General features: G+C 51.9%; 14 protein-coding genes. 11 read left to right on the forward strand and 3 right to left on the reverse strand.

What is annotated here, in order from left to right:
- Positions 1–7: 7 nt before the first annotated feature.
- The 11 genes from folE2 (at position 8) to rfaE2 (ending at position 9,616) form a co-directional block, all read left to right on the forward strand.
- On the forward strand, positions 8–814 hold the full coding sequence (folE2, locus tag B4N58_RS02610; RefSeq protein WP_008250275.1) for a GTP cyclohydrolase FolE2: 807 nt from the start codon (positions 8–10) through the stop codon (positions 812–814).
- A 109-nt stretch (positions 815–923) separates the two neighbouring features.
- The gene (locus B4N58_RS02615; RefSeq protein ID WP_291745504.1) at positions 924–2,237 is read left to right on the forward strand and encodes an NAD(P)/FAD-dependent oxidoreductase; all 1,314 of its coding nucleotides are present in this window, start codon (positions 924–926) and stop codon (positions 2,235–2,237) included.
- The gene (locus B4N58_RS02620) at positions 2,237–3,055 is read left to right on the forward strand and encodes a DUF1365 domain-containing protein (RefSeq protein WP_291745506.1); all 819 of its coding nucleotides are present in this window, start codon (positions 2,237–2,239) and stop codon (positions 3,053–3,055) included. The genes B4N58_RS02615 and B4N58_RS02620 overlap by 1 nt, the downstream gene beginning before the upstream one ends.
- Positions 3,052–4,278 (forward strand): SAM-dependent methyltransferase, encoded by a 1,227-nt coding sequence (locus B4N58_RS02625; RefSeq protein ID WP_291745508.1) that lies wholly within the window; start codon positions 3,052–3,054, stop codon positions 4,276–4,278. Before B4N58_RS02620 ends, B4N58_RS02625 begins: the two co-directional genes overlap by 4 nt.
- Positions 4,275–4,844, forward strand: coding sequence for a chalcone isomerase family protein (locus B4N58_RS02630; RefSeq protein ID WP_291745510.1), 570 nt, complete (start codon positions 4,275–4,277; stop codon positions 4,842–4,844). The genes B4N58_RS02625 and B4N58_RS02630 overlap by 4 nt, the downstream gene beginning before the upstream one ends.
- Positions 4,845–4,859: 15 nt before the next feature.
- A complete protein-coding gene (locus tag B4N58_RS02635) occupies positions 4,860–6,257 on the forward strand; it encodes an MFS transporter (protein WP_008250269.1) in 1,398 nt (465 codons plus the stop codon).
- Positions 6,254–6,820 carry a DUF3833 domain-containing protein gene (locus tag B4N58_RS02640; protein WP_008250268.1) on the forward strand — a complete coding sequence of 189 codons (567 nt, stop codon included), beginning with the start codon at positions 6,254–6,256 and terminating at the stop codon, positions 6,818–6,820. The genes B4N58_RS02635 and B4N58_RS02640 overlap by 4 nt, the downstream gene beginning before the upstream one ends.
- Positions 6,821–6,832: 12 nt before the next feature.
- Positions 6,833–7,642 (forward strand): SDR family NAD(P)-dependent oxidoreductase, encoded by an 810-nt coding sequence (locus B4N58_RS02645; RefSeq protein ID WP_008250267.1) that lies wholly within the window; start codon positions 6,833–6,835, stop codon positions 7,640–7,642.
- Positions 7,626–8,114, forward strand: coding sequence for a nuclear transport factor 2 family protein (locus B4N58_RS02650; protein ID WP_291745515.1), 489 nt, complete (start codon positions 7,626–7,628; stop codon positions 8,112–8,114). Before B4N58_RS02645 ends, B4N58_RS02650 begins: the two co-directional genes overlap by 17 nt.
- A gap of 131 nt (positions 8,115–8,245) precedes the next feature.
- Positions 8,246–9,109 carry a ferritin-like domain-containing protein gene (locus tag B4N58_RS02655; RefSeq protein WP_291745517.1) on the forward strand — a complete coding sequence of 288 codons (864 nt, stop codon included), beginning with the start codon at positions 8,246–8,248 and terminating at the stop codon, positions 9,107–9,109.
- A 12-nt stretch (positions 9,110–9,121) separates the two neighbouring features.
- Complete coding sequence (gene rfaE2, locus B4N58_RS02660) at positions 9,122–9,616, forward strand: D-glycero-beta-D-manno-heptose 1-phosphate adenylyltransferase (protein ID WP_291745519.1); 495 nt, start codon at positions 9,122–9,124, stop codon at positions 9,614–9,616.
- Here the strand turns inward: rfaE2 and B4N58_RS02665 are convergent.
- The 3 genes from B4N58_RS02665 to B4N58_RS02675 all read right to left on the reverse strand — a co-directional run bounded on the left by B4N58_RS02665 (position 9,613) and on the right by B4N58_RS02675 (position 12,234).
- Positions 9,613–10,752 (reverse strand): mechanosensitive ion channel family protein, encoded by a 1,140-nt coding sequence (locus B4N58_RS02665; protein WP_291745521.1) that lies wholly within the window; start codon positions 10,750–10,752, stop codon positions 9,613–9,615. The two genes, rfaE2 and B4N58_RS02665, sit on opposite strands and share 4 nt — an antisense overlap.
- A 114-nt stretch (positions 10,753–10,866) precedes the next feature.
- The gene (locus B4N58_RS02670; protein WP_291745523.1) at positions 10,867–11,253 is read right to left on the reverse strand and encodes a hypothetical protein; all 387 of its coding nucleotides are present in this window, start codon (positions 11,251–11,253) and stop codon (positions 10,867–10,869) included.
- A gap of 45 nt (positions 11,254–11,298) precedes the next feature.
- The gene (locus tag B4N58_RS02675) at positions 11,299–12,234 is read right to left on the reverse strand and encodes a PPK2 family polyphosphate kinase (protein WP_291745525.1); all 936 of its coding nucleotides are present in this window, start codon (positions 12,232–12,234) and stop codon (positions 11,299–11,301) included.
- Positions 12,235–12,301: the final 67 nt, after the last annotated feature.

Here is a 12,301-nt window from a genome sequence, read left to right on the forward strand (position 1 = left end):
CTTCTTCATGAATGCACCGGACGGACTTTTTTTACCTGACGAACAATCACGCGCGGACAAGCGCAACATTGCCATTCAACGCGTTGGGGTGCGCGCGATCAAACACCCGATCATTGTGGAAACACTGGAAGGCCCTCAACCATCTGTGGCCACCATCGACATGTCAGTGTTTCTGCCCAGCGATGTGAAAGGCACGCACATGTCGCGTTTCCTTGAAATTCTTCAAACCCAGGAAAGCGCCCTCACGCCGGTGGGCATGAAACAAATGATGCGGGACATGCTTCAACGCCTGGACTCCAACGCCGGCACCATCACCATGAAGTTTCCCTACTTCGTGCGCAAGGTTGCACCCGTGTCGGGTGTCGCCAGCTTGCTGGACTATGAGGTGACCCTGGAAGCGGACAACAATGGCGACAAAAACACGGATGTGTTTATGACCGTGGTGGTGCCTGTGACCAGCCTGTGCCCCTGCTCCAAGAAAATTTCCGAGTATGGCGCGCACAACCAACGCAGCCACATCACGATTCGCGCCCTGGTGGCCGATGGCATCGCTGTCGAAGAATTGATTCGCATGGCTGAAGAATCGGCTTCTTGCGAACTGTGGGGCTTGCTCAAGCGCCCAGACGAAAAATATGTCACCGAGCGCGCTTACGACAACCCGAAATTTGTTGAAGACCTGGTTCGTGATGTTGCCATTCGCCTGAGGGCCAGCAAAAAGGTTTTGGCTTACAAGATTGAAAGTGAAAACTTTGAATCGATCCACAATCACTCAGCAGTTGCATGGATTGAAGAAGACAAACGCAAACAAAATTAGTCGGTAACCTGGCTCTGGCTCGAAAAGCCAGAGTCAATTTCACTTACTGCAGTAAATAAAAGGTTAGGATGCTGGTGAATACCCTTGCTTTTTTTAACCCTGAGTACACATGATCAAGAATTCAAAAGAATTACTGCCCAAAGTCGCCATTGTGGGTGGAGGAATTTCTGGCCTTACCGCCGCTTATGCCCTGCGCGAACATGCACACACGACGTTGTTTGAAGCCAATGATTATATTGGGGGCCACACCAACACCGTAGACATTGAAGTCGAGGGAAAACAGGTTGCCGTAGACACTGGCTTTTTGGTGTACAACGAGCGCACCTACCCCAACCTGATTCGCCTGTTTGATGAACTTGCGGTAGAAACCGTGGAATCGGACATGTCCTTTTCAGTGTGTTTGCCTGAGTTGAATATTGAATGGGCAGGCACGAACCTGAACACTGTATTTGCGCAGCGCCGAAATTTGTTGCGCCCGCGTTTTATTCGCATGTTGCTGGATATTTTGCGCTTCAACAAAGAAGCCACTGCGATGGTGGCCGACTCTGGCCGAGCAGCACTCTTTCAAAGCAAAGCGAAAATGCAGTTGGGCGACTACCTGATCGAGGAAAAATACAGTGCAGAGTTCCGCGACTGGTATTTGATTCCCATGGCTGCGGCCATTTGGTCTTGCCCCAGCGAGCAGATGCTGGCGTTCCCTCTGGCCACATTCATTCAGTTTTGTCACAACCACGGTTTGCTGCAAGTTAATGACCGGCCCAAGTGGTTCACTGTGAAAAACGGTGCGCGCAATTACGTGCAAAAAATATTGCCTTTCGTCGACGAAGTGCACCACAGCACCCCTGTGCTGGAAGTCAATTCCACAGGTGCAAAACCGATCGTAAAAACCAAACTGGGCGACCTGGAATTTGACCATGTAATAATGGCATGCCACAGCGATGAAGCACTGGGCATGCTCAAGGGCAACGACCTGCAAAAAAACCAGCTTGAACACATTAAATACCAACCCAATGTGGCCTTCTTGCACACAGATGTGAAACTGATGCCCAAAACCCGCAGTACGTGGTCATCCTGGAACTACTTGAGCGACGTGTTGAATCCCCAACCCAGTGTGTCGGTAACCTACTGGAGCAACCTGCTTCAACCTTTGCCAGTGAAAAAACCGATTTTCGTGACGCTGAACCCGATTATCCAGCCTGATGCAAAGCAGGTATTCCGGGAAATTCATTATTCCCACCCCGTGTTTGACGTGCCAGCGGTTCAGGCTCAACAGGCCCTGACCGAACTTCAGGGCTTGAACAATGTCTATTTGGCAGGTGCCTGGATGAAATACGGCTTTCACGAAGACGGGCATACGTCAGGCTTGAACGCCGCACGCGCAGTGATCGACAAGTTGGCAAAAACCAGACAAAAGGCGGCTTGATGGCGCAGGGGCGTTTTCAACTCAACGAAGTAAAACTGGCCTGGGGCTTGGTGAAGCATCACCGGGCACTTCCCAAGGCCAACGGCTTTACTGCGGGTGCCTGCTTTGTACGCCTTGTTTTTTCGACGCAATCCGATTCAAAACCCACACATGCCTACCCGGTGATTGACGGCAAAGGCTTGGTGTCGGTTTCGGCACGCAATTACGGGTTTGAGCCGCACACCTTGAAATTTCCTGAGTTTGTCAGCCAGTTGGTGAGCAAAGTTGAACAGGAAACGGGTATGGCACTGCAAGGCCCAGTGCATTTGCACACCTTTCCCAAGGTGTTGGGCTATGTGTTCAACCCAGTCAGTTTTTGGTATTTCCACGATGAGGCGCAACAGTGCCGCGCTGTCATGTGTGAAGTGAACAACACCTTTGGTGAAAGACATTTTTATTTGCTAACGGCCCCGGAAAGCAAAGCACCACTGAACAAAGGCATGCTGCTGCATGCCCGAAAAGAATTTCACGTGTCGCCGTTTTTCCCGGTGTCAGGGCGCTATGAGTTCAGGTTTGTGAGCAACGCAGACCGCATCATGGCGCGCATTAATTACTTTGAAGGATCGGTTCAACAGCTCAGCACCAGCGTGAGCGGAGAACTGATGCATCCAAGCACCCTGCTTTGGGGTAAAACCTTATTGAAATACGGCTGGTTTACATTGGCCGTAATTGCAAAAATTCATTGGCAAGCGGTGAAACTGCTGTTTAAAGGCGCGAAGTTTCATGGCAAGCCTGCCCCACCCCGTCAAACAATTACGCAGACTGAACTCGAAGCATGACTCAAGCCATTACTTTTTCCCAGTTCCAACTGCCCAGCCACGCACCTTCGTCGGCACAGTGGACCCTGAAATTGCTGACCAAACTGAAAAAAGGTCGCCTGGAGATTGTGACTCCTGAAGGGGTTCACCTGTTGTTTGGGGGCGAAGAAGACCAACCCAGCGCGAAAATCAAACTGAACTCGTGGGCTGTGTGCCAAAGGGCCTTGAAGGCCGGGGACATCGGCTTTGCTGAAGCCTACATCGCGGGCGAATGGGAAACTCAGGATATAGCCTCTATTCTTGGCGTGTTTCTGGAAAACCGCAAAGCTGTTGAAACAGTTATTTATGGCAGTTTTCTGGGCAGTATTGCCTACAAAATAAAACACCTGTTGAACCGCAACACCAAAGCACAGGCCAAGAAAAACATTCATGCCCATTACGACTTGGGCAACCCGTTTTACCAGTTGTGGCTAGACCCCACAATGACCTACTCCAGTGCACTGTTTGACGGTGACACCAGCCTGAGCCTGGAGCAGGCGCAACACGCCAAGTACCAGGCCATGCTCAACTACCTGACCCCCAAGTCCGGGGAGCAGGTTTTGGAAATTGGTTGTGGTTGGGGTGGTTTTGCCGAGAAAGCCTGTGCGGCAGGCGCCAACCTGGTGGGCCTGACCTTGTCGACCGAACAACTGGCTTATGCCAAAGCGCGGTTGGCCAAACAGGGTTTTGCAGATCAAGCGGACTTCCGCCTGCAGGATTACCGCGATTGTCGCGGTCAGTTCGACCACATTGCCTCGATTGAAATGTTTGAAGCCGTGGGTGAAGAATACTGGCCAGCCTACTTCCAGTCGGTCAATCGCCTGCTGAAGAAGGGCGGTAAAGCAGCCATTCAAACGATTGTGATTCAAGACGAGTTGTTTGACCGTTACCGCAAAGGTACCGATTTTATTCAGCAGTATATTTTCCCGGGCGGCATGCTGCCCTCTCCAGCCAAATTCAGAGCCATGGCAGAGAAGCACGGTTTGCGCGTGGTGTCGGAAAAAGCCTTTGGAAAAGACTATGCTGAAACATTGCGCAGGTGGCGAGTGCAATTCATGAAAACGCTGGAACAGGTAAAAAACCAGGGCTTTGACGATCCATTTATTCGCACCTGGGAATTTTATCTGGCCTATTGCGAAGCCGGGTTTGAATATGAAAGCACCGATGTCATTCAGTTTTACCTCGAGAAGGTGGAGAATCAATGAAGTTGTTTCAGGTTCGGTTCATTCAACGCGCGTTGCTGTGCCTGGCCCTTCTGGGCACAGCCCCCTTGGCGCTGGCCAACAGCAACTTGAACGCCCCGCCCAAACAGGTCACGCAAACCATTGAAAATGCGAAGCTGATGGGCTACGGCACGCTACGGTGGTTTGGTTTGCGTGTGTACGATGGGCAATTGTGGTCCAACGCCGACCCCGAAGGCTTTAATTACAAGCGTGACCCCTCTTGGCTTGAACTGAAATACGCTCGCGATTTTGACGGCAGCGATATTGCCGAGCGCAGCATTGATGAAATGGAAGAAATTGGTGCGGGCACCGAAGTACAGCGCCAAGGCTGGCTGTTGAAACTGAACGAGATTTTTCCGGACGTAAAAAAAGGCCACACCTTGAGTGCCTTGTTTACACCGGGCAAAGGGGTTCAGTTTTTTCGCAATGGCTTGCCTTTGGCCAAAGTGGACGACCCCGAGCTGGCCGAAGCCTTTATGGGTATTTGGCTGGATCCAAAAACTTCAGCGCCTGAAATGCGCCGCGAATTGATCGGCTTAAAACGCTGATACGGCTGCGCCGACATGATCCAACCGCCCCGCACCAGCGCCAAAGACCTGCTGAATTACGGCCTTCTGGGCTGGGCCCTGGGCGCCGTGGCTGTGCCCATCTACATTCAGGTACCCTACCTGTACTCCCGCATTTACGAAGTGCCATCCGCATGGGTGGGCGTTATCCTGCTGCTGTCACGGTTACTGGATGCTGTACTCGACCCCGCAATTGGCCTGTGGGTAGACCGCCGAAGTGGTCAGGGAAACCGCTACGCCTTGCCCTTGTTGCTGGCGGTGCCTTTGTTGTTATTGGGCATGGCGGGTGTATTTTTCCCGCTGGGAAGCACACCCACTGAATATGCGGCCAGCCTCATGGTCAGTTTGATTGTGGTACATCTTGGCTACAGCTTTGCCAGCATTGCTTACCAGGCCTGGGGGGCTGAACTGGGCCACACCGACAAAGAACGCTCTACTTATGTGGCAGTGCGTGAAGGCGTAGGCATTCTGGGTGTGGTGTTTGCCGTGTCGCTGGCACTTGAAACGAATGCAGGACTGATCTTCACGGTGTTCGCCGTGATGCTGGTGCTGGGTATGTTTTTGTTGCTGAAGTATTCGCCACAACCCGACCGAACAGCTCAACAGGGTTTTCAGCACACTGCCAACCCATTGGCTCAAACATTCAACAATGCGCAAGCCAGCGTGGCCGCTGCGATTCGCAAAGGCTTTGCCGACATCGTGCAACCGTTGCGCCGACAAAACTTCCGCAAGTTAATGGGAGTATTTTTGTGCAACGGGTTGGCCGCTGCACTGCCGGCCACGCTGGTGCCTTTTTACATGCGCGACCGCCTGGGCTTGGGCGATTCTGATCAATGGGTGCTGGCTGTTTACTTTTTGGTTGGCGCAGCGTCCACGGTATTCTGGGTGTGGCTGGCCAGCAAAATTGGTCTGGCGCGTTCTTGGTTGTTGGGCATGGTGCTGTCCATCCCCGCCTTCATCGTTGTGATTGCCTTGGGTGAAGGTGATCTGGCTGGCTATCTGTTTGTATGCATTGTCACTGGCTTCGCGTTGGGCGCCGATTTGTCGCTACCCGCAGCCTTGGTCGCCCGCTTGATCGAGGAAAACGGCGAGCGAGGCAAAACCGAAGGCACTTACTTTGGTCTTTGGAACTGGATCAACAAATTCAACCTGGCCTTGGCACCCAGCTTTGCACTGGGCACCTTGCAGTGGTTCAGCTATTCAGCGGACATGGCAAAAACCGAGTCTTATCAAAACATGGGTTTGCTGCAACAACTGGCCAACGACCCGCTGCTGTGGGTTTACGCCTTGGTGCCCTGTGCCCTGAAGTTGCTGGCCATTGTGTTGCTGGGCCGCAGCGGCCTGGCCAGCCTGAACCGAACAACAAGTAATACCGCAATTGGGAGTACCGCATGACTATCGCAAAGCAATGGGCAAAACAATGGGCACGCAAACTGCAACTGGGCTTCCTTGCCTTGGCTGGTGCGTTGATTTTAACCGCGTGCGCGAGCCCGCAACCCGCAGACTATGCACAGGAAAAACCGGTGCTTGACCTGAAAGAATATTTCAATGGCACCATTGATGCGTGGGGTGTGTTTCAGGACCGTTCTGGCAAAGTTGTCAAGCGTTTCACCGTGGTCATGAAATGCACCTGGGATGGCAATACTGGCGTACTGGATGAAGACTTTGTTTACTCCGATGGCACCACCCAAAAACGGGTGTGGACATTGAAGAAAGACGGTAACAAGTACACCGGCACCGCAGGCGACGTTCTGGGGCAAGCCAACGGTGAAACTTCTGGCAACGCATTTCAGTGGAAATACACCATGCTGCTGCCAGTCGATGGCACCACCTACGAAGTGCAGTTCGATGACTGGATGTACCAGATGGACGACAAGGTGATGCTGAACCGGGCCACCATGAGTAAATTTGGCATCGAATTGGGCGAAGTGCTGTTGAGCTTTCGCAAACGAGATTAAGAAGGAACCCGCATGAGCTTTAACCCGAAACTGACCCAGTGGAAAAACAAGCGGGTGTGGCTGGTGGGCGCATCCACCGGTATTGGCGAGGCCTTGGCACGTCAGCTGGACCAGCTGGGTTGCAAACAAATGTTGTCGGCGCGCAGTGCCGACAAACTAACCACACTGGCAGGTGAGCTGCAACACGCCACCGCCCTGCCCCTGGATATTACCCAACAAGCCGCAGTGAAAACGGCTTTCGACAATGTCATGGCCGCTTGGGGTGGTGTGGATTTGATCGTGCTAATGGCAGGCACTTACTCGGAGATGTCGGTTGCTGAATTCGACATTGAAAAAGTAAAACAACAAATTGATGTCAACCTGAACGGCACCATGTATGTGCTGGCCAATGCACTACCCAAGCTGCTTGAACAGAAGTCGGGGCACCTGGCCATCGTCTCGAGTGTGGCGGGTTATCGGGGTTTGCCAAACTCACTGGCCTATGGCCCCACCAAGGCGGCATTGATCAATCTGGCCGAGGCCTTGCATGTGGAATTACAACCTCACCATGTGGGCGTGAGTGTGGTGAACCCAGGCTTTGTAGACACGCCGCTGACCCGCAAAAACACCTTTCCCATGCCATTTTTGATTACTGCAGAAAAAGCGGCACAGGAAATTATTACAGGGCTGGAAAAAGGTGAGTTCGAAATTCATTTCCCCAAAGCATTCACACGTACCCTGCGTACCTTGCGCATACTGCCTTATTCACTGTACTTTGCTGCAGTGCGCAAACTGACTGCGAACAAAAACAAAGCGGAACTGGGTCATGAGCAAAGTAAATAACACCGCCCACAAAACAGGTGGCCTGGCTCCGCTGGATCGTCAGCAGTTGTCCGAACCCTTGCGCAGATTAATCGATTTTTTTGAGCACCTCACTGAGCAAACCGTGGCTGACATGCCCAGGTTTTACGCGGGTGACGCCTATTTCAAAGACCCGTTCAACGAAGTGAACCGGGTAGAAGACATCGCCCGTATTTTTGGCGAGATGTTCCATCAGGTGGACAACCCGCGCTTTGTAGTGCACACCGCGTTTCAATCGGGTCAACAAGTGTTCATGGCTTGGGACTTCCTGTTCGAGATGAAGCGCTTCAAGGTGGGGCAAGTGCAGTGCATCAAAGGATCGTCGCACCTGCAGTTGAACCAAAATGGCCTTGTGCAGTCACACAGGGACTATTGGGACACAGCTGAGGAGCTGTACGAGAAGATCCCGGTGCTGGGGGGACTGATGCGCTGGTTGAAAAAACAGGCAGGCTGAAAGCCTGAATTCGACCTGTTTCGGCGTACACATGTGCACATAAATGCCATGTGTCACCAAATCTTCATGCGCTTCATGACATGTCTTGTTAAAATCACAAAGTCGAATTTATTCAGTGAAGGTGGAGCAACATGTTGTATCCAGAGTTATTCAGGTCGTTGGAGTCCGTTCGTTGGAACATGGAAAAGGACATCAACTGGGATCAGTTTGATGCCTCCAAGTTGTCTGAAGAACAGGCCCAAACCATCAAAATGAACGCCATTACCGAGTGGTCGGCTTTGCCCGCTACCGAAATGTTTTTGCGTGATAACAAACACGACAGCGACTTCTCTGCCTTTATGTCCATTTGGTTTTTTGAGGAGCAAAAGCACTCACTGGTGTTGATGGAATATTTGCGCCGTTTCCGCCCCGACTTGCTGCCCACAGAAGAAGAGCTGCACGCTGTGCGCTTTGAATTTGACCCGGCACCACCCCTTGAAACACTGATGCTGCACTTCTGCGGCGAAATTCGATTGAACCATTGGTACCGCTGCGCCTCAGATTGGCATACAGAGCCGGTGATCAAGCAAATTTACAAAATCATTTCACATGACGAGGCACGTCACGGTGGTGCTTACCTGCGCTACATGAAAAAAGCCTTGGTCGAAGTGGGCGATGGTGCACGTGCTGCATTCAGTAAAATTGGCGTGCTCATGGCCTCGGCCCGTCGCACACAAAAACCATTGCACCCCACCAATTTGCATGTGAACAAAGACCTGTTCCCGAACGACACCGTACAAAGCCGCTTGCCCGATCCGGATTGGCTGGAAAACTGGCTGGATGGTCAAATTCGCTTTGACGCCGACTGGGAAAAGAAAGTGATTGACCGCATTTTGCACAACATGAGCTTGCTGTTTGAACGCACTTTTGAATCGGTGCAGGACTTGAACCGCTACCGCAAGGAAGTCATGGCGCGTTTGGGCGCAACCGAACCGCCTGTTGGCAACGCAGCCTGATTAGATTGCACCATGACAACAACCGGAAAACCGGCACGCTTTGAAAAAAAAGTGTGCCACCCCAGCGAACTCGCTGAACGCGCACAGCGACTCAAAGGCCCCGTGGTTTTTACCAACGGGGTTTTTGATTTGTTGCACCGTGGGCATGTCACTTACCTGGACCAAGCCGCGCAAGAAGGCCAGAGCCTGATCGTGGCAGTCAATTCGGATGAATCCGTCAAACGCTTGGGCAAGGGACCAGACCGTCCCATCAACACCCAAGTGGATCGCATGCATGTACTGGCCGCGCTGGAGTGCGTAGCTTTGGTCACCTACTTCGAAGAAGACACGCCTTTGAATGCAATTCTGGCGGCGCGCCCGGATGTACTGGTAAAAGGTGGCGATTGGCCCGTTGAAAAGATGGTGGGGGCAAAAGAGGTGCAAAGCTGGGGAGGCACGGCACTGTCTATCGCGTTTGAGCACGAGCGCAGCACCACCGCCACGCTCGAGAAAATCCGCAAACTTTAAGGCTGCTGAACCGGTTGAACACCTGCCTGTGCAAATTGCTCAGGCAGACTGGCCACGTGCAATGTGGTGGTGGGAAAAGCAATTTCAGCGCCGTGCTGTTCAATAATTTCAGCGATTTTCAGCAACACGTCTTGCTTCACCTCGTGGTATTTCACCCAAATGGTAGTTTTCGTGAAGGTGTACACCATCAAGTTAACGCTTGAGTCAGCAAACTGATTCAGATTCACAATCAAGGTTTGATTGTCATCAATTTCGTCGTGCTCAATCAACATGCGCTTGACCGAATCAACAATACTGCGCACCTGTTGCAAATCCTCATAACGCACACCCACCGTTTCCTGAATTCGACGGTGCGTCATGCGCGACGGGTTTTCAAGTGAAATTGTGCTGAAAGTGGCGTTGGGCACATACAGCGGGCGCTTGTCAAAGGTGCGTATGCGCGTGAGTCGCCAGCCGATGTGCTCTACGGTGCCTTCGATATTTTTGTCGGGTGAACGTACCCAGTCACCCACCACAAACGGTCGATCCATGTACACAGTCAGACCACCAAAAAAATTCGCCAGTAAGTCTTTCGCGGCAAAACCCACTGCAATACCACCCACTCCGCCGAATGCAAGTACACCCGAAATACTGAACCCCAGATTTTGAAGAATCACCAAGACAGCGGTAATGACAATGGAGGCGCGAAGCAACTTGCCGATGGCGCTGGCTGTGGTGGCGTCCAGCGGTTCTTTCACTCTATCCGGGCTTTGAAGTGCAAGCTCGAATCGTTTGGTCAAACCAAACAGGAACCAGGTAATCAATACAATCACACCCACCCTGCGAACTGGGTCGATGAATTCAAAGATTTCCGCGTTGCTCGCGGTATGTGTGATTCTGGCAGCCCAGGAAATACCAAGTAACCAGATCAGAATCTTCAGTGGCTTACGGGCGCTTTCGAGGAACACATCGTCCCAGGGATTGTTTGATCTTTCAGCAAGTCGACCCAAGCGATTGAAAACCAAACCCACGGTGTAACTGACCAAAAGGGTCAGAAATACAACCATAAAAACCTGGTACACCCAAGTGTTGTAAGCAAACACTTTGCTGGGCACACCCAAGCTGACAAGCCATTCTTGCAGGCTGGAAAAATTCATGACTACTTTTTGTTGGTATCGAAAAGAAACAGTGTAGAGAACCTGAACAGCAAAAATGCCCCCGAAGGAGCATTTTTGAACACTGCGTTTTGAAAGACTGAATGAAACAGCAAATTACTTCTTGTCAGCCTTCAGCTTGCCGCCAGCTTTCACATCGGCTTTTACGTCTGCCTTGGCTTTCACGTCGGCGGCAGACTCAAGCTGACCTGTGCGCTTGCCCACTTCACCTTTGGCTTCAGAATGCAAGGCACCTGCTTCACTGCGCATTTCATCGCCCTGAGACTTGGCGCCTTTCACGGCCGCACTGGACTTGCCTTTCAAGTCAGCATTGGCGTTGGCATCGGCTTTGGCTTTGGCTTTGGCGTCTGCATTCAGAGAAACTCCGGGCACTTCAGCCTTTACGCCTACACCTGTGTTCACACCCAAGCCCACCGCCATGGCGGAAGCGGAAAACATCAGGGCACTGCTCAGTACGGCAAATTTCAAGGTATTTTTATTCATGGTTAAAGTCCCCTATTGAATGTTGTTTGGGAACACAAATAACGGTTATGTTCCTGGAGTGGTTGACGGCTTTTTCCAGAACTCGCTTTTGGCGACAGCCGGATCAGGATCGGGCCAAGCCAGGCCCATGCGCTCCAGTGTGCCCACCAAAATTTCAGCCACCAGCATGTTTCGAAAGCCTTTGTGATCGGCGGGAATAATCCACCAAGGTGCCTGCTTAGTACAGGTTTTTTCCAGAACCTGTTCGTAGGCATTGGCATACATGCTGTAGTTCTCGCCACAATGAAGATCTTTTTCAGTCAGCTTCCAGCGCTTGTCGGGCGTTTCCCAGCGTTCAATCATGCGTTGATGCTGTTCTTCACGGGAAATATTCAGGAATATTTTCAAGACCGTGGTTCCGGTTTCAACCAAGAGTCGTTCAAAGTCGTTCGCTTGGCGAATACGTTCATCGATCCAGGTGGCTGAGACATTGTCTTGAATAATCGGCATGATGATGCCGTCGTAATGTGAGCGGTTAAAAATCACCGATTGACCCGCGCCGGGCACGTGGGGATGAACACGCCACAAAAAATCATGAGCCGCTTCCTGCTCGGAAGGCTCTTTGAAAGACACCATACGCAAAGCCATGGGGTGCACTGAACGCATAATGGCACGGGCTGCACCGTCTTTGCCGGCGGTGTCCATGCCTTGAAGAATCACAAGCAGTTTGTGCTCACCTTGTGCATACAGACAGGTCAGCAGGTGGTTAAGGCGCTCCGACAATTGATCGACGCGCTCGTGCATGTCTTCTTTGGAAGGCATGTCGCCATAACGCGTTGGCCATTGACGCAAGCGAACTGCCTTGCCGTTGACCATGCAGGCCTGGCCTAAGATTTCCCACTGGCTCTCGGGCACCAAAGCATCAGGCAATACTTTTTCGGAGCGCTTGGTTTCCTTGCGTTTGGTGACTTTGGTTTCAGGTTTGTTGTCTGCTTTGGTCATGCTGATCCAGGTTGTGCTTGTTTTCCACGGACTTTTGAATCTCGAACCGCACTTGTTCAAATGATTG

The organism is Limnobacter sp. UBA3528 (assembly GCF_002377005.1).
Taxonomy (GTDB): Bacteria; Pseudomonadota; Gammaproteobacteria; order Burkholderiales; family Burkholderiaceae_B; genus Limnobacter.

What these genes read in the sequence shown, in the direction of transcription:
- folE2 (WP_008250275.1), top strand. Translation starts at nt 8, where the DNA reads ATGAATGCACCGGACGGACTTTTTTTACCTGACGAACAATCACGCGCG.
- B4N58_RS02620 (WP_291745506.1), top strand. Translation starts at nt 2,237, where the DNA reads ATGGCGCAGGGGCGTTTTCAACTCAACGAAGTAAAACTGGCCTGGGGC.
- B4N58_RS02635 (WP_008250269.1), top strand. Translation starts at nt 4,860, where the DNA reads ATGATCCAACCGCCCCGCACCAGCGCCAAAGACCTGCTGAATTACGGC.
- rfaE2 (WP_291745519.1), top strand. Translation starts at nt 9,122, where the DNA reads ATGACAACAACCGGAAAACCGGCACGCTTTGAAAAAAAAGTGTGCCAC.
- B4N58_RS02670 (WP_291745523.1), bottom strand. Translation starts at nt 11,253, where the DNA reads ATGAATAAAAATACCTTGAAATTTGCCGTACTGAGCAGTGCCCTGATG.
- B4N58_RS02625 (WP_291745508.1), top strand. Translation starts at nt 3,052, where the DNA reads ATGACTCAAGCCATTACTTTTTCCCAGTTCCAACTGCCCAGCCACGCA.
- B4N58_RS02640 (WP_008250268.1), top strand. Translation starts at nt 6,254, where the DNA reads ATGACTATCGCAAAGCAATGGGCAAAACAATGGGCACGCAAACTGCAA.
- B4N58_RS02645 (WP_008250267.1), top strand. Translation starts at nt 6,833, where the DNA reads ATGAGCTTTAACCCGAAACTGACCCAGTGGAAAAACAAGCGGGTGTGG.
- B4N58_RS02675 (WP_291745525.1), bottom strand. Translation starts at nt 12,234, where the DNA reads ATGACCAAAGCAGACAACAAACCTGAAACCAAAGTCACCAAACGCAAG.
- B4N58_RS02650 (WP_291745515.1), top strand. Translation starts at nt 7,626, where the DNA reads ATGAGCAAAGTAAATAACACCGCCCACAAAACAGGTGGCCTGGCTCCG.
- B4N58_RS02665 (WP_291745521.1), bottom strand. Translation starts at nt 10,752, where the DNA reads ATGAATTTTTCCAGCCTGCAAGAATGGCTTGTCAGCTTGGGTGTGCCC.
- B4N58_RS02630 (WP_291745510.1), top strand. Translation starts at nt 4,275, where the DNA reads ATGAAGTTGTTTCAGGTTCGGTTCATTCAACGCGCGTTGCTGTGCCTG.
- B4N58_RS02655 (WP_291745517.1), top strand. Translation starts at nt 8,246, where the DNA reads ATGTTGTATCCAGAGTTATTCAGGTCGTTGGAGTCCGTTCGTTGGAAC.
- B4N58_RS02615 (WP_291745504.1), top strand. Translation starts at nt 924, where the DNA reads ATGATCAAGAATTCAAAAGAATTACTGCCCAAAGTCGCCATTGTGGGT.